Raw genomic sequence first — 16,714 nt, 5'->3', positions numbered from 1 at the left:
CCGGCGGACCCGGCCGCGGCCGGTCGCCCCCGGTCGCCGAGTCCGCATTCCGGCCCCCGCGCCCGTCCTGTCCCACGGCTTCGGCTCAGCGGGAACACAGCATTCCCCCAGGAGACCGGCACAGACTTGCTACATGTCTGCAACCGCAGCGGCCCGAACCGGCCGAGTCCGCGTCCTGATCGTCGACGACGAGCCCGGTCTCACCGAGCTGCTCTCCGCCGCCGTCGCCGACGCGGGCTGGCGCCCCTACCCCGCGCTCGACGGACAGACCGCCCTGCGGCTGGCCCGCGGCTGCGCCCCGCACGCGGTGGTGCTCGACGGGATGCTGCCCGACCTCGACGGCCTTCAGGTGCTGCGCAGACTCCGCTACGAGATGCCGAGGCTGCCCGTCCTGATGCTCACCGCCCGCGACGCCATCGAACACCGCATCGACGGCCTGGAGGCCGGGGCCGACGACTACGTCACCAAGCCCTTCTCCCTGGAGGAGGTCGTGCTGCGGCTGCGCGGACTCCTGCGCCGGGCCGGCACCGAACAGCCGCCCGCCGACGACTCGGTACGGGTCCTCGGCGACCTGGTGCTCACCGGCGAGTCCCGCGAGGTGCAGCGGGCCGGCACCCCGATCAGGCTCACCGCCAAGGAGTTCGACCTGCTCAGCCTGCTTCTGGACCATCCGCGCCAGGTGCTCAGCAAGGCCCAGATCCTCGACCACGTCTGGAGCACCTCCTTCGACGGGGGCGGCAACCTCGTCGAGGTCTACATCTCCAGCCTGCGCCGCAAGATCGACCGGGGCCGGGCGCCGATGATCCACACCGTGCGCGGTATGGGCTACGTCGTCCGGCCCGTGGAGGAGAGCAGATGACCGCCCGGCTGCGGAGCCGGTCGCTGCGCACGCGACTGCTCGTCTTCATCACCGCCGTCCTGGTCTGCGTGTGCGCCGCGATGGCCCTGACCACGGTGTTCGCCCAACGCGCCTATCTGATGGGCAACCTGGACAACCAGGTGAGCGACGCGGCCGAGCGCGGCGTCGGCGGCGCCGCCCTGCACCCGGACCTCACCCGCGACCTGACCTTCCTCAACGAGAGCGGCCACCCGGCCGGCATGCTCGCCGCCCGCCTGGACGCCGAGGGCGACATCATCAACGCGGCCGTCGTCAGCCAGGACGCGCCCCCGCGTTCCCTCAGCACCGCCCAGACCAGCGCCCTCAAGGGCCTCGCACAGGACGGCTCCACCCACACCCGCCAGGTTCCCGGCCTGGGCACCTACCGGGTCACCGCCCTGAACGCGAGCGGTGTCCGCGTCCTGGCAGGGCTCCCCATGGACGACGTCCTGGACACCATCAGCGGCCTGGTGGAGGTCGAGACCGTGGTCGCCGGCGTCGGTCTCACGGTCGCGGGCTGCGTGTGCGCGGTGGTGATACGACGGCAGCTGCGCCCCCTCGGCCGGGTCGCCGCCACCGCCGTCGAGGTCTCCCGCGCACCCCTGGGCCGGGGCCAGGTGACCGGCCTGACCCGGGTGCCCGAACGGGACACCGACCCCGGCAGCGAGGCCGGCCAGGTCGGCGCCGCCCTCAACCGGATGATCGACCACGTCGAGGCGTCCCTGGCGGAACGCCAGCGCAGCGAGGAACAGGTGCGCCGGAGCGAGGAGCGCATGCGGCGCTTCCTCGCCGACGCCAGCCACGAACTGCGCACCCCGCTCGCCTCGATCGCCGGGTACGCCGAGCTGATGAACCGCGGCACGGACCGTATCGAGCCCGGCCTGGCCTGGCGCCGCGTCAACGCCGAGTCGGCGCGGATGCGCAGCCTGGTGGAGGACCTGCTGCTGCTGGCCCGTCTCGACGAGGGCCGCCCGCTGCAGGCCGCCGAGGTGGACATGGCCGCACTGGTCGCTGAGGCCGTGTGGGACGCGCGGGCGGCCGGCGCCGGGCACGTCTGGCAGCTCGAACTCGACTTCGACGGCCCGTCGCTGGTGCTCGGCGACGAGGCCCGCCTGCACCAGGTGGTGGCCAACCTGCTGGCCAACGCGCGGGTCCACACCCCCGTCGGCACCACCGTGACCGCCTCGGTCGAAATCACCCCGACCACCTGCGTGATCCGGGTCCGCGACGACGGCCCCGGCATCCCGCCCGCCCTCCTCCCGACCGTCTTCGAACGCTTCACCCGGGCCGACACCTCCCGCACCCGCGCCGGCGTCCTGGAGGGCGGCTCGGGCCTGGGCCTCGCGATCGCCTCGGCCATCACGGCGGCCCACGGCGGCCGCATCGACGTGGAGAGCGCCCCGGGCCGCACGGAGTTCACCCTGGAACTCCCGGTCACCGAACTCCCGCCGACCGGAACGGCGATCAGCGCCCGCACGGCACCCGTGTAGCAGAGCACCGTGCGGGCGGCCGGCCGGATCGCTAGGGAGTGGTCGTGAACGAGTCGAAGTCGGCCTCGCCGGTGGTGCCCGAGGCGTGCGAGGTCTGGGTGAGGCCGACGTCCTGGGTGGCCGCGGCGGTCGGGACGGTGATGGTGCCGACCAGGTTCCAGGTGGCGTCGTCGGTGGAGTAGTAGCCGCTGTACGTGGTGCCGTCACGGACCAGCTTCAGCCACGACGGGTAGGTGGCGGAGCCGGTGGAGTCCTGGGAGTCCAGCTTGCCGTCGCCGTCGCTGTCCCAGTCGAGGAGGTAGCCGTTGGCGGGGGTCGCGACCAGGGCCAGATAGCCGGCGGAGGTGTCGGGCTGGGTGATGTCGTTGCGGACCATGATCCCGGCCTTCGCCCAGACGCTCGTGTTCGACTGGGAGTCGAGCTTCACGGTGGTCACGGAACCGTCGTGCTCGGCCCCCGGCAGATAGACCGTGCCGTACTCGTTGGTGCCGTTGTACAGGTCGGCGCCCTGGGCGCGGACGCCGAGCCGGCTGCCGGACTCGCTGAAGCTCGCCGTGGTGGAGGCGAACGTCCGGTACGGGGCCGTCACCTGGTGGTTGACGGTGATGGTGTCACCGGCGGTGAGCCTGGTCCTCCCGTCCGACCGGAAGCGGTAGGTGGCCGTTCCCTGGAAGTCGCCGGAGGCGAAGAGCTCCGCCGAGGGCGGGATGGAGACGGAGTAGGTGGCCTTCAGCGCGTGGCCGCCCCGGATCGTCCGGGCCGACGTCGGTGAATGCTTGGTGATCTTCGTGCCGGACGGCCCGGTGAGGGTCAGGCCGGTGTCGGTGATCGGCCGCGACCCGTTGTCGGACAGGACCGCGGTCACGGTACGCGTGGTGCTGTCGCTCGACGCGGGTGCCCAGTCCAGCGCCAGCGAGACGTCCGGAGCCGCGCCGGCCACCGTGTGGCGGGAGCCGTGCACCCGGTACAGGACCACGCCGTGCGGCGGGACGTTCGCGGCGATCCGGCCCGCGGACTCGGTCACCCGGTCGTTCCACAGATCCCGCAGGGCGTAGTCGCGCGCCGCGGGCAGGCCCAGCGCGGCCGCGGTCGTGGCGACCTCGCGGGGAGCCGAACCGGTGTTGAACAGGCCGACCACGGCGTCCCCGTCGGGCTCGGTCTTGGCGAACACCTGGGACTCCGGGTCCGCGGAGATCCGCTCGGCGTCGATGCCGTCCTGGTCGACCGCGAGCACGTCGGTGTTCTTCAGCAGGGCGAGGTCGGCGGAGTCCAGGTGGGTGAGGTCGGTGCCGAGGACCAGCGGGGAGGCGGCCAGCGACCACAGGCTCATCTGCGTCCTGCGCTCGTCCGGGGTCAGGCCGTTGTGGTCGCCGTTGCCGATCTCCAGGGAGTCGTAGTCGTTGTACCCGCCGGGGCCGCCGTACGGGGCCCACGCGGCGACCTGGTCGAACCGTGAGGCGACCGAGGCCCAGGTGGTGAGCGGGTAACTGCTGCCGTCCGGCCCGCAGTAGCACTCGATGTCGCCGCCGGTGCGCCAGCCGTTGGACAGCTTGGACCAGGTGGCCGCGTTGTTGATGTCCAGGTTGTTGGACAGTTCCAGATGGATGGGTCGCCCGGTGTGCTTCAGAGCGTCCGACCAGGCCTGCACGTCCTGCTGGTCGGGGGTGCCGACGCCGTCGATCTTCAGATAGTCGATGCCCCAGCCGGCGAACTGACCGGCCCAGGAGTCGATGAAGGCCTGCGCGCCGGGCTTGGTGTAGTCGATGCCCACCATGCCGCCGCAGTTGTAGTTGTTCTCCGTCGTCGAGGTGGCGATGTCCCGGGCGTGGTACGGGGTTCCCTCGATCGCGGTGTTCTGCGCGACCGCCTGCTGGGAGATGCCCGGAGTGACATACAGCCCGAACTTCAGCCCGAGAGAGTGGACATGGTCGGCGACGACCTGGACGCCGTTCTCGCCACCGCGGGGCGGGAACTTGGCGGGGTCGGTGACCCAGCGGCCGTACTGGTCGACGTCCGGCCCCTGGCTGCCCGGGCACTGGTACCAGAAGTCGTCGACGTTGGCGTAGACGAAACCGTTCTTCGCCAGGCCGCTGGTCTTGAGCGCCTTCGCCTGTGCCTCGATGGTCTGCGCGGTCGGATTGCGCCGGACGAAGCTCCAACTGCTCCACCCGAGCACGGGCTTGAGCCCGACACCGTTGTCATCGGCCTGCGCGGACTGTCCGCCGCCCGCGGTGATTCCCATCGTGAGCAGCAGCGCTCCGGCGAACGCGGCCATTGCCCCGCGTATCTGTCTTCTCATGAGTTCTTCCTCCATCGCAGCGCCCTGACAGCGCGACGGTCGGTATCGGAAGGCCGATGACTCAGAAACCGTCAAGAACCAACCCCATGGCCGCGTCAAGTGAACATGACCGAACGCCAGTCACCACATAGCGCGGTTGGCCAAAAATGAGTCAAGGCTGTGGGCCTGCTATGGCCGCTGGCTGCCCAGCAGCCGCGCCTGCTCCCGCTTCAGTTCGCCGAAGCCCCGGCGGGCGTATGCGGCCAGCTCCTCGCTGGGGAACGGCACGAGCGACAGATGGTCCGAGAAGTCGCCCTGTGCCCAGCGCGCCACGGTGATCTCGTATCCCGCCGTGTGTGCGCACAGCTCCAGCAGCAGCGACGGCATCTCCGGTTCCCGAAGCAGATCCGCCCGCCCGACCACCAGCCCGCGCATCTCCCGCAGGACAGGCAGGAACACGGTCGTCACCCAGAGCCGCCAGTCGGCCAGTTCCTCCTCGCTGGGCGGAGTCGTGTCGCTGAAGGGCGAGGTGCCGCCGGGCCGGGCGTGCCGCGCCAGGAACGCGGCGAAGGTACGGCTGTTGGCCTCCGTCAGCGCGAACAGCGGCCCGTAGAACTCGCTGAGTTGCCGATTCACCCGAGCAAGCCGCTCCTGCCGCTGCGCCAGCCGCAGGCCGTTGAGGTAGGTGGCCATGTATCCGGCGAAGGCGAGGGCGATCGTGACTGCGGCTGCGATCATGGCGGGATCGTACGAGGTTCGGCTTCCGAACGGTCCTGCCGCAGGCCCCACTTCGTCGGCCGTCCGCCGTTTACAGCCGCCCCCGTCCGCGCTAGCTTCACAGGGGAGTGGGGTGGGAGCGCTCCCATATGCACCGGCGGACCGGAACCCGCCGGCGCGTCGGGCCTGCTTCCACCCCGCGTTCGTCTCCGTGACCCGCGCACGACCGTTCACCCCACACAGAGGTAGATCTGTCATGCCCATGACAAGCACACGCTCTCCGTACCGCCCGCCCCGATTACCCCTCCCCACCCGGGGCCGGGCCCTCTTCCTCGCTCTCCTCGCCCTGCTCGCCACCGTCCCCGCCCTCGCCCTGATCCTGGCCGCCGGCGCCCCGGCCCAGGCGCACGGCACCCCGATGAAGCCCGGCAGCCGTACCTTCCTGTGCTGGCAGGACGCGCTCACGGACACCGGGGAGATCAAGCCCGTCAACCCGGCCTGCAAGGCGGCCCAGCAGGTCGGCGGGACCACGCCGTTCTACAACTGGTTCTCCGTGCTCCGCTCGGACGGCGCCGGCCGCACCCGCGGCTTCGTGCCCGACGGGCAGCTGTGCAGCGGCGGCAACCCCAACTTCACGGGCTTCGACCTGCCCCGCGACGACTGGCCGGTCACGCATCTGACCTCCGGCGCCACCATCGACTTCTCCTACAACGCCTGGGCGGCGCACCCGGGTTGGTTCTACGTCTACGTGACCAAGGACGGCTACGACCCCACCCAGCCGCTCACCTGGGACGACATGGAGGACACGCCGTTCCTGACCGTCGACCACCCGCCGCTCAACGGCACCCCGGGCACGGTCGAGGCCAACTACTCCTGGACCGGACAGCTTCCGGCGAACAAGACCGGGCGGCACATCATCTACGTGGTGTGGCAGCGCTCGGACAGCACGGAGACCTTCTACTCCTGCTCGGACGTCGTCTTCGACGGCGGCAACGGCGAGGTCACCGGCATCCACGACCCGGGCAACCCCACCGAACCCCCGCCCGGCACCTGCACCGCCACCCGGACCACGACCAACAGCTGGCCCGGCGGCTACCAGTCCCAGGTCACCGTCACCAACAGCGGTGATGTGGCGATGCTCGGCTGGATGGTCGACTGGACGCTTCCCGGCGGCCAGTCGGTGGCCGGCCTCTGGAACGGCAACGCCACTTACAGCGGACAGGACGTGATGGTCCACAACGCCGACTGGAACGGCGCGCTCAGTCCCGGGCAGAGCACGACGTTCGGTTACGTCGTCCAGGGCGACGGCGGGGGCAGTGCAACCGGCCTGCCGTGTCAGGTCGGTTGACGTACGCGCTCCGCTCTGGGCGGACCCGGTGCCGGTGCGCACCGGGTCCGCGAGCCGGGCAGGCGAGGGGGGGTGGGTAGGCCTGTCCGGGTGGGAGTTGCTCGAAGTGCCTCTTGTGCGGCTTGCTGTGCGGCTTGTGTCGGCGCTGTGACGAGCGACAACGTTGTCTCATGGTCTGTACATGACTTTACCGTCTCAACCGACAACGATGTCAAGGCATTTCGGGTCGCTCGACCGGGTGAACCCGGCCGGTGCCCTCCGAGGCATGCGCGGTCTTCCGTGGTACCGGTGGCGCACGTTACTGTCCCTGCGGCTTGTGCGACCTGTGGTGCGCGACCCGTCCGGAGGAGGAAGGGCCGCGTCATGCGTTTCCGACCCATGTCCCTGCTGCTGGCCGCAGTACTCGCGGCCGGCGGCTCCCCCACGCTCGGCTTCGCTCGCGCGGGGGGACCCCCATCCCCCGCCCTCGCGGCGACCGCGAGCACACCCCCCGAACTGGTCAAGGACCCCACGGCGTACGTCGATCCGCTGATCGGCAGCAGGAACGGCGGCGACACCTTCCCGGGCGCCGTCGTGCCGTTCGGCATGCTCTCCTGGAGCCCGGAGAACACCAGAGGCGACGCGACGAGAACGGCCGCACCCGGCGGCTACCAGTACGACGCCACCCGCATCCGCGGCTTCAGCCTGACCCACATGTCCGGCACCGGCTGCGCGGGCGGCAGCGGCGACATCCCGTTCTTCCCGTACGCCGGCGAGGTCACCTCGTCCCCGGCGGGCGACACCAAGGACGCCGTCTACGCCTCCGACTTCAGCCACGCCGACGAGACCGCCGAGCCCGGCCACTACCAGGTGGGCCTCGCCTCCGGCGTCACCGCCGACCTCACCGCGACCACCCGCACCGGCTCGGCCCGCTTCACCTACCCGGCCGACAAGCCCGCCTCCCTGCTGATCCGCACCGCCAACTCCGAGGTGGGCTCCGCCGATTCGACGGTCTCCATCGACCCGGAGAGCCGCACGGTCTCGGGCTCGGTCACCTCCGGGGACTTCTGCGGCTATCTCGACCCCGAGGGCCAACGCTCCTACTACACCCTCTACTTCACCGCCCACTTCGACCGCGCCTTCACCGCCACCGGCACCTGGCAGGACGACAGGCTGAACCCGGGATCGACGACCGCCTCCGGCGGCACCGGCGGCTTCTCGGCGAACGGCGGGCGGCCCGTCGCCGGCAAGGGGGCCGGCGGATACGTGCAGTTCGCGCCCGGCTCCGGCCCGGTGAACGTCAAGGTCGGTATCTCGTACGTCAGCCGGGCCGCCGCCGAGGCCAATTTGAGGGCGGAGAACCCGCCGCGACGCTCCTTCGACGCCGTCCGCGACGCGGCCCACCGCGCCTGGCGCGACCGCCTCGACGCCATCCGCGTCGGCGGCGGCACCGACGCCGACCGCACCACCTTCTACACCGCGCTCTACCACTCCCTCTTCCACCCCAACGTCATCAGCGACGCCGACGGCCGCTACCGGGGCAGCGACGACAAGGTCCACCGGCTCGCCCGCGGCCACCGGGCGCAGTACGGCACCTTCTCCGGCTGGGACGTCTACCGCGACCAGGTACAACTGCTCACCCTCCTCGACCCCCGCACCGGCTCGGACGTCGCCCAGTCGCTCTACGAACTCGCCCGGCAGAACGGCGGGGTCTGGGACCGCTGGCTGCACGGGGCGAGCGGCACCCACGTCATGAACGGCGACCCGTCGCCGACCGCCCTCGCCGGCATCCGTGCCTTCGGCGGCACCGGCTTCGACCTGAAGGGGGCGCTGGACTCCCTGGTGAAGGCGGCGACGGTCCCGACGGCCCAGGACCTGTCGGCGGCCGGCAAACCGGTACTGTCGCTCGGCCAACGCCCGTCCCTGGACAAGTACCTGGCCGACCACTACATGCCGTCCGTGTCCAACGCCTGGGGCGGCGCCGCCGAGACCCTGGAGATGTCCACCGCCGACTTCTCCCTCTCCCAGCTCGCGGCGGCAGCAGGGGAGAAGAACACCGCCGAGACCTTCGCCGACCGCTCCCAGTGGTGGCAGAACAACTTCGACATCGCCGCCGACCCCACCGGCGGCTACATCGCCAACCGCAAGGCCGACGGCAGCTGGGTCACCGGGTTCACCCCGGGCACCGGCAACGGGTTCGTGGAGGGCACCGCCGCCCAGTACACCTGGATGGTCCAGCACAACCCGGCCGGGCTCTTCGCCGCGATGGGCGGCACCGACCGGGCCCTCGCCCGCCTCGACGCCTTCTTCCACGACAGCGACGGCGGCTGGGCCTTCACCGGCAGCGGCGGCGACAAGTCCGAGCTGGACAACGAGCCCTCGCTCAACGTGCCCTACCTGTACGACTACGCCGGTGCCCCCTACAAGACGCAGGAGACCGTCCGCGCCGCGATGACACAGCTCTGGTCGACGCAGCCCGGCGGCATCCCCGGCAACGACGACCTCGGCGCCATGTCCTCCTGGTACGTCTTCTCCGCGCTCGGCATGTACCCGCAGGTCCCCTCCCGCGCCGAACTCGTCCTCGCCTCACCCCTGTTCGAGCGGGTGGAGATCGACCGCCCGGGCGGCAACGACATCTCGATCCACGCCCAGGGAGCAGCCGCGAACGCCCCGTACGTCCAGTCCCTGAAGGTCAACGGCCGTACCAGCGACCGCCCTTGGCTCGACAGCTCTTTCGTCCGCGACGGCGGCCGGCTCGACTACACCCTCTCCACCACCCCGAACCGCACCTGGGGCACCTCCTCCGCGCCCCCGTCCTTCCGCCAGGGCGAGCAGCCGTACCAGATCGGCGTCGGTCCCACGGCCGCGACGCTCGCCCCCGGCGACAGCGCGAAGGTGGACATCCGTGCGCTCTCCCTGACGGGCGGCACCGGCCCGGAGGTCCGCTTCCGCGTCGAGACCCCGGACGGCGTCACGGCCACCCCCGCCGAGGGCACCATGACCGACGGCTCCCAGCAGATCACCCTCACCACCGCCCCCGACACCCCGCAGGGCTACTACGACGCGCGGGTCACGGTGACCTCCGCCAACGCCTCCTACGCCCAGCCGGTCGCCCTCACCGTCGCCGCGCCGGGCACCCTCCTCGCCGCCTACGACAACACCGGTGTCTCGGACGACTCCGGCGACCACGACGAGGCCGACTTCGACGGCGGCGGCTGGAGCTACTCCCGCCAGGCCCTCGCGGCGGCCGGCCTCACCGCGGGCAGCCAGGGCACCGTCGACGGCCTCACCTACACCTGGCCGAACGCCCCGGCAGGCCGCCCCGACAACGCGACGGCCACCGCCCAGACCCTCGAACTCCCCACTCCCGCAGCCAGGTTGTCCTTCATCGGCAGCGCCACCAACGGCAACCAGCCCGCCCGGGCGACCGTCACCTACACCGACGGCACCACCGACACGATCGACCTCTCCTTCACCGACTGGACCATCGGCGGTGGCGGCGGAACCGTCCAGTACGGCAACGAGATCGTGGCGAGGACCGCGTACCGCAATGTCACGGGCGCGGACAAGGACCCGGTGGCGACCTACGTCTTCGCGACCAGGCCGTTCACGGCCCCGGACGGCAAGACCGTGCGCAGTGTGAAGCTCCCCGAGGACACGGACCTCCACGTCTTCACCCTCGCGGTCGGCTAGGGCCTGTCTGACAATTCCCGTCTGCCTCGCGACGCCATGCACGCACTCTCGCCGCACCGGGCGCAGACCCAAGTACGTCCAGTACGAGGGCCTACGCCCGGCACGCCGAGAGCACGCACCTGACGCCGCGAGGCCGCCCTCCGGGCGACGACGGGAATTGTCAGACAGGCCCTAGGCCCCGGGTTCCCGGTGCCCCGGCCGGTTCCGCACTGGCCGGGGCACCGCACGCTTGCGACCATCGCCCTATGGGGAAGCGACCGAACCTGCCGGAGGACTTCCGGTCGGAAGCGCGCGTCGCCTACGCGTTCCTGACGCAGAGCGAGGGCTTCTCGGAGCCGGAGACCGTCGACGACAGGCTGCTCTGGTGCACCGGACTGCAGTTCCGGCGTGCCGACATGGTGGTCGAGTTCCGTTATTTCGGCGGCAGGGAGCCCGAGGTGTCGACGCGGCTCACCCCGGTCGGGGCGGACGGCACTCGGGGGCGCGGTGCCCGCCTCGACGACCTGTACGTGGCCGTCGGCTGCGGACCGGCACAGGACGTGCCGATCTCGGCGCCCACCCGACGCGCCATGCTGAAGCGGGTCCATGAGCACGCGGCGGCGTTGCGGCGGGTCCTGCCGCTGCTCGACGGGGAGATCCCGGAGGTCTGAGGAACAGGGGCGGGCCCGAAGTGGTCTCCGGGCCCGCACCCCTTCCCGTGCCGCTGTCTCAGGCCAGCAACTCCACCTCCGCCAGGGTCGATTCACCGTCCAGGACGAGCCGGTAGTGCGCGTACGTCCCGGGGCTGTGGATCGTGAACGCCCGTGTCTGGAGGTCCCAGGCGAAGGTCTCGCCGGAACGCCGGTCCACGGTCCGCCAGTCGGTGCCGTCCGTCGACGCCTGGAGTGTCCAGCCCGTCGGGGCCTTCGTGTGGTCCGACGGGGAGGTGAGGGTGTACTGGATGCCCTTGGCCGACGTGGTCACCGGCAGGTCCACCGACGTCACCGTCTCCTGGGTCGCCGAGGTGTTGTCGAACAGGGCGCCGTTGGCCTTCAGGACGTCCGCGCGCGGGGTCGGGACCTTGTCGTCCTGGGTGATCGAGACGGGGGCGGCGTTCTTGCCGGTGCCCCACGTCGACGGCTTCGGGCCCATCGTGAAGTCGATGACACCGCCCTTGGAGATCAGGGAGTGGGGCAGCGAAGTCGACGTCCAGATACGGCCGTTGACGCGGACGCCCTGGACGTAGACGTTCTGCGCGCTGTTCCTCGGCGCCCGGATCACGAGGTCGTGGCCGTTCTCCAGGTGGACCGTCGCCTTCTTGAACAGCGGGGAGCCGATCGTGTAGTCGCCGCTGCCCATCACCAGCGGGTAGAAGCCGAGGGCCGAGAAGAGGTACCAGGCCGACTGCTCGCCGTTGTCCTCGTCGCCGTGGTAGCCCTGGCCGATCTCGCTGCCGAGGTAGAGCCGGGAGAGCGCCTCACGGACGTAGGCCTGCGCCTTCCAGGGCTCGCCGGCCGCGTCGTACATGTAGATGACGTGGTGGGCGACCTGGTTGGAGTGGCCGTACATGCCCATCCGGACGTCCCGGGCCTCGGTCATCTCGTGGATGACCCCGCCGTACGAGCCGACGAAGTCGGGGGAGGCCGTCTCGGGCGTCGCGAAGAACTCGTCCAGCTTGTCCGCGAGGCCGGAGCGGCCGCCGTACAGGTTGGCGAGGCCCCGGCTGTCCTGCGGGGCGGTGAAGGCGTAGCCCCAGCCGTTGGTCTCGGTGTAGTCGTAGCCCCACACGCGCGGGTCGTACGCCGACGAGTCCACCCGCCAGCCGCCCTGGGCGTCCTTGCCCTGGAAGAAGCCGGCCTTGGAGTCGAAGAGGTCGACGTAGTCCTGGGCGCGGTTGAGGAAGTAGTCCGACTCCTCCTTGTAGCGCTTCTCGCCCGTCTTCGCGTAGAGCGCCTTGCCCATCTCGGCGATGCCGTAGTCGTTGACGTATCCCTCCATCGCCCAGGACAGGCCCTCGCGGGTGTCGTCGCTGGTGTAGCCGAGGAAGGGGGAGGTGGACATGCCCTTGCGGCCGACGCCCGAGGAGGGCGGGACCACCGTGGCGTTCTTCAGGGCCGCGTCGTACGCCGACTTCGCGTCGAACTGCACGCCCTTGACGTACGCGTCCGCGAACGCCACGTCCGAGGAGGTGCCGGTCATCAGGTCGGCGTAGCCGGGGGAGGACCAGCGCGAGGTCCAGCCGCCGTCCTTGTACTGCTGCACGAACCCGTCGACCATCTCACCGGCCTGACTCGGTGTCAGCAGTGAGTACGCCGGCCAGGTCGTGCGATAGGTGTCCCAGAAGCCGTTGTTGACGTACACCTTGCCGTCCACGATCTTCGCGCCGGTGTGTGTCGGGGTGTCCTGGCTGGTCATCGGCGAGAAGGGGGAGGCGTACTGGTACGTCGAACCGACTTTCTCGAAGCCGGAGTTGGGGTACAGGTACAGCCGGTACATGCTGGAGTAGAGGGTGGTCAGCTGGTCGGCCGTGGCGCCCTCCACCTCCACCTTGCCGAGCAGCCCGTCCCAGACCTTCCGGGCCTGCGCCTTCACGGTGTCGAAGGAGGTGCCGTCCGGGATCTCCTGGCGCAGGTTGTCCTTGGCCTGGTCGACGCTGATGAGGGAGGTGGCCAGGCGGAGCGTGACGGTGTGGTCGGAGCCCGCGTCGAAGCGCAGGTAGCCCTTCACCCCACTGGAGTCGCCGCCCGTCACCGGCTTGTCGAACACGCCGTAGACGAAGAGGCGGGTCGCACCCGTCGACAGGCCCGACTTGACGTCGGAGTAGCCGGTGACGATGCCGTGGTCCTTGTCGAGGGTCAGGCCCGCCTGCTCGGTGACGTTGTCGAAGATCACGCTCGCGTCGTCGCCCGGGTAGGTGAAGCGCAGCGCGGCCGCGTGGTCGGTCGGTGTTATCTCGGCCTTGAGGCCGTTCTCGAACGTGACCCCGTAGTAGTACGGCCGCGCGGTCTCGTTCTCGTGCCGGAAGGCCAGCTCGCGGGCGTCCCGGCCGGTGTCCGGGGTGCCGGAGGCGGCCGACGGCATCATCTGGAAGGTCTGCCGGTCGCCCATCCAGGGGCTCGGCTCATGACTCGCGCTGAACGCCTGGATCGTCGGCAGGTTGGCGTCGTTGTTCGCGCGCGCGTACTCGTACAGCCAGCTCTCCGAGGACGCGTTGGTCACCGGCGTCCAGAAGTTGAAGCCGTGCGGCAGAGCCGTGGCCGGGAAGTCGTTGCCGCGCGAGAAGCTGCCGCTGGAGTTGGTTCCGCGGGTGGTCAGCGCGTAGTCGGACAGATGCGCCTTCGGCTTCTCGGGCGCCACCGGCTTCAGCGACACGTCGTCGATCCAGCCGCGGAACTTGGCCGGCCCGGCGGGGGAGTCGTAGCCCACCAGGATCCGGTCGACGGTCTTGCCGGCCGCGACCGAACCGATCACCGACGAGACGTTGTTCCACTGGTTGACGTACAGCGCCTTCGACGCGCCCTGCGCGCGCGGCGACAGCCCGAACCCGTGCTGGTCGACGGCCCCGAGGCCGCTCAGATAGGTGCCGTCCGTGAAGGCCAGGTCCACCGCCACATTGGTGGCGTCGTAGTCGAGGTCGCCGTCGGCCATGGACGGGAAGATCCGGTAGCCCAGCTGCGTGTCCCGGCCGACCTTGACGTTCACGTCGAAGACCTTGTTGTACGAGTACGCCCGCCCGCTCGCCGTGTGCCGGCCCGCGTACCGAAGCGCGTGGGTCCCGGTGAAGCCGGCTCGCGCCTTCGCCGTCGGTGAGCCGCTGGGGCCCCGGTCGACCAGCGAGAGCATGTCCTGGGGCACCGGCCCGCCGCTGCCGCCCGTGGAGAACTGCACGTCGGCGATCTGCAGGATGTCGGAGGCGCCGTTGTTCTTCGTGACGTCGAGCCGGAAGTGCTGGTACTCGGCGGGCGCGGCGAGGTCGTACGACTTGGTCTGGAACCGCTCCGAGAAGGCTTCGCCGGTCCGGGTGTCGACGGTCTTCCAGTCCTTGCCGTCCGTCGAGCCCTGGAGGGTCCAGTCCTTGGGGTCGCGCTCGTCGTAGTCGTTCGCCGAGGTGAGGGCGTAGGTCACCAGCTTGATGGGCTTGTCGAAGTCGAACTCGGCCCAGCCGGTGGGCTCGAAGGTGAGCCACTTGGTGCCAGGCTCGCCGTCGACCAGGTTCTCCTTCACCTCGCCCGCGCCGGTGTTCTCGCCGCTCGCCCGTACGTCGGTCACGTGGTCGGTGACATTGCCGGGGATGCCGGTGCTGTAGCCGCCGTCCACCCCGGAGGCGCGCGGGGCGCCGCTCGGGTCGGTATCCACGGTGTCGGTCCAGTCCGGTGACGGATCGCCAGACTCGAACGAGGATGCGAACTGTGTCGCGGCGGCCGGTGCCTTCGCCGGCAGGGCGACCGCGGCTCCCTGGGAGCCCAGGGTCATGACTACGGCGGCCGCGATCACGACCGCCGTACCAGATCCGTGTCCTGTTCTTCGCTGCGTTCTCCGCTGCATCACAACGGGTACCCTCCCTGCCACATGAGACAACGTTGTCAGCTGCTGGCGCAGGAACCAGTAGGTGGTCAAGTGGCCCGTGATGTCAAGGGTGTTGGGTGCGGCATTCAGGGGTGTATGTCGGCTCTTTTTCCGGCAAGGCGTACAGAGATCGCTCATATTTCCGACAGGTCTCAACTAGGAAAAGACCCATGGCCAACCTTGCATTCGATCTTGCCCCGCTGGCGGGAAGTGGACTATACCTGTCGGCGTTTCCCGCATGACTTCCTGCACGACCCAGCACTACCCGACCGCGGTGCCGGGAAGGATCCGGTTCACCGCCTGAGTCCTGGAGAAGGCGTGGACTTGAGCATGGGATCCCCTTCCGCAGCGAACCATGGTTCCGAGGGTGTCGGCCGCCGCGATCTGATCAAGCGTTCGGCCGCACTCGGCCTGATTTCGGTACCCACCGTCGGATTCCTCTCCGCCTGTGCCAGCAGTGGCGGCGGCGGCCAGTCCAAGGACAAGGCCGGCAAGAAGACGGCCAAGAACCCGCTGGGTGTCAACGAGACCGCGCAGATGGAATTCGTCCTCTTCGACGGCGGTTTCGGCAAGGAGTACGCCGAGGACGCGGTGAAGATCTACGAGAAGGACTTCCCGAAGGCCAAGGTCAAGTTCTCCGCGACCCAGAAGATCCAGTCCACCCTCCAGCCGCGCTTCAACCAGGGCACCCCGCCGGACCTCATCGACAACTCCGGCGCCGAGCAGATGGACATGGGTGTGCTCGTCGGCAAGAAGCAGCTGGCCGACCTCACCCCGCTGCTCGACGCGCCGTCGTACGACGACCCGAACAAGAAGGTCCGCGACACGCTGCGCCCCGGCATCGTCGAGATGGGCCAGTTCGACGGCAACCCGGTCTGGATCATGTACTACGCCTACACGGTCTACGGCGTCTGGTACTCGCAGAAGGCCCTGGACTCGCTCGACGCGGAGTACCCGCAGACCTGGGACCAGATGATCGCCGTCTGCGAGAAGGCCAAGAAGAAGGGCATGGCCGGCTGGACCTACGCGGGCAAGTACCCGTACTACATCCCCTTCTCGCTCTACCCGATGATCGGCAAGGTCGGCGGTGTCGAGGTCCTGAACGCGATCGACAACCTGGAGCCGAACGCCTGGAAGCACCCGGCCGTCAAGGCGTGTTTCGAGGCCTACTACGAGCTCTACAAGAAGGGCTACATCCTCAAGGGCACCCCGGGCCTGGACCACATCCAGTCGCAGACCGCCTGGGCGCAGGGCAAGGCGCTGTTCATCCCGAACGGCTCCTGGGTGGAGAACGAGTCGGCGAACGTCATCCCCTCCGACTTCAACCTCGCCGTCTCCGCGCCCACCGGCATCGACAAGAACGACAAGATGCCGTTCGGCACCATCTGGGCCTCCGGCGGCGAGCCGTTCGTCGTCCCGGCCAAGGCGGCGAACGCCCAGGGCGGCATGGAGCAGTTGCGCATCATGCTCAGCGAGGCCTCCTCCAAGAACTTCACGACGAAGGTGAAGTCGCTGACCGCGTACAACGGCGGCACCGACGGCATCACCCTCACCCCGGGCCTCACCTCGGGTGTGGCCGCGCTGAAGCTGGCCGGGTCGAATGTGGTCAACCCGCGGCTCCAGGACTGGTACGTGCAGCTCCAGAAGGAGAAGATCGGAGTCGCCGGTCTCGGCGAGATGATGGCCGGCCGGCTCACCCCGGCGGAGGCCGTCAAGAAGATCCAGGGCTTCGCCGACGAGGCCGCCAAGGACACCACGATCAAGCACTACAAGCACCCGTAACACTC

9 protein-coding genes are annotated in these 16,714 nt (G+C 69.8%); 6 read left to right on the top strand and 3 right to left on the bottom strand.

Going from position 1 to position 16,714, the window contains the following annotated elements:
- The first annotated feature begins 133 nt into the window (after positions 1 to 133).
- Complete coding sequence (locus SSP29_RS34100) at positions 134 to 859, top strand: response regulator transcription factor (protein ID WP_089104735.1); 726 nt, start codon at positions 134 to 136, stop codon at positions 857 to 859.
- The gene (locus SSP29_RS34095) at positions 856 to 2,367 is read left to right on the top strand and encodes a HAMP domain-containing sensor histidine kinase (RefSeq protein ID WP_089104734.1); all 1,512 of its coding nucleotides are present in this window, start codon (positions 856 to 858) and stop codon (positions 2,365 to 2,367) included. The genes SSP29_RS34100 and SSP29_RS34095 overlap by 4 nt, the downstream gene beginning before the upstream one ends.
- 31 nt (positions 2,368 to 2,398) lie before the next feature.
- Here SSP29_RS34095 and SSP29_RS34090 read toward each other — a convergent pair whose 3' ends face one another.
- Together SSP29_RS34090 and SSP29_RS34085 are read right to left on the bottom strand one after the other, a co-directional pair.
- Positions 2,399 to 4,666 carry an NEW3 domain-containing protein gene (locus tag SSP29_RS34090; protein WP_245883352.1) on the bottom strand — a complete coding sequence of 756 codons (2,268 nt, stop codon included), beginning with the start codon at positions 4,664 to 4,666 and terminating at the stop codon, positions 2,399 to 2,401.
- Positions 4,667 to 4,834: 168 nt separating this feature from the next.
- Entirely contained in the window at positions 4,835 to 5,383 is a 549-nt protein-coding gene (locus SSP29_RS34085; RefSeq protein ID WP_089104732.1) for a hypothetical protein, read from the bottom strand.
- Positions 5,384 to 5,624: 241 nt separating this feature from the next.
- On the opposite strand from SSP29_RS34085, the gene SSP29_RS34080 reads away from it, so the two are divergent.
- The 3 genes from SSP29_RS34080 to SSP29_RS34070 all read left to right on the top strand — a co-directional run bounded on the left by SSP29_RS34080 (position 5,625) and on the right by SSP29_RS34070 (position 11,032).
- The gene (locus tag SSP29_RS34080; protein ID WP_089104781.1) at positions 5,625 to 6,710 is read left to right on the top strand and encodes a lytic polysaccharide monooxygenase auxiliary activity family 9 protein; all 1,086 of its coding nucleotides are present in this window, start codon (positions 5,625 to 5,627) and stop codon (positions 6,708 to 6,710) included.
- A gap of 363 nt (positions 6,711 to 7,073) precedes the next feature.
- Positions 7,074 to 10,382: a GH92 family glycosyl hydrolase gene (locus SSP29_RS34075; RefSeq protein WP_089104731.1), complete on the top strand. Its 3,309-nt coding sequence runs from the start codon at positions 7,074 to 7,076 to the stop codon at positions 10,380 to 10,382.
- A gap of 245 nt (positions 10,383 to 10,627) precedes the next feature.
- A complete protein-coding gene (locus tag SSP29_RS34070; RefSeq protein WP_089104780.1) occupies positions 10,628 to 11,032 on the top strand; it encodes a hypothetical protein in 405 nt (134 codons plus the stop codon).
- A 58-nt stretch (positions 11,033 to 11,090) separates the two neighbouring features.
- Here SSP29_RS34070 and SSP29_RS34065 read toward each other — a convergent pair whose 3' ends face one another.
- A complete protein-coding gene (locus tag SSP29_RS34065; protein ID WP_089104779.1) occupies positions 11,091 to 14,834 on the bottom strand; it encodes a GH92 family glycosyl hydrolase in 3,744 nt (1,247 codons plus the stop codon).
- Between the two features lie 423 nt (positions 14,835 to 15,257).
- Between SSP29_RS34065 and ngcE the strand changes: the two genes are divergently transcribed.
- The gene (ngcE, locus tag SSP29_RS34060; RefSeq protein ID WP_089104730.1) at positions 15,258 to 16,709 is read left to right on the top strand and encodes an N-acetylglucosamine/diacetylchitobiose ABC transporter substrate-binding protein; all 1,452 of its coding nucleotides are present in this window, start codon (positions 15,258 to 15,260) and stop codon (positions 16,707 to 16,709) included.
- The last annotated feature ends 5 nt before the right edge of the window (positions 16,710 to 16,714 follow it).

The sequence above is a fragment of the Streptomyces hyaluromycini genome, from assembly GCF_002217755.1.
Classification (GTDB): Bacteria; Actinomycetota; Actinomycetes; order Streptomycetales; family Streptomycetaceae; genus Streptomyces; species Streptomyces hyaluromycini.
Note: the sequence above shows the minus strand (reverse complement) of the source record. Positions and strands in the feature narration are given on the sequence as shown.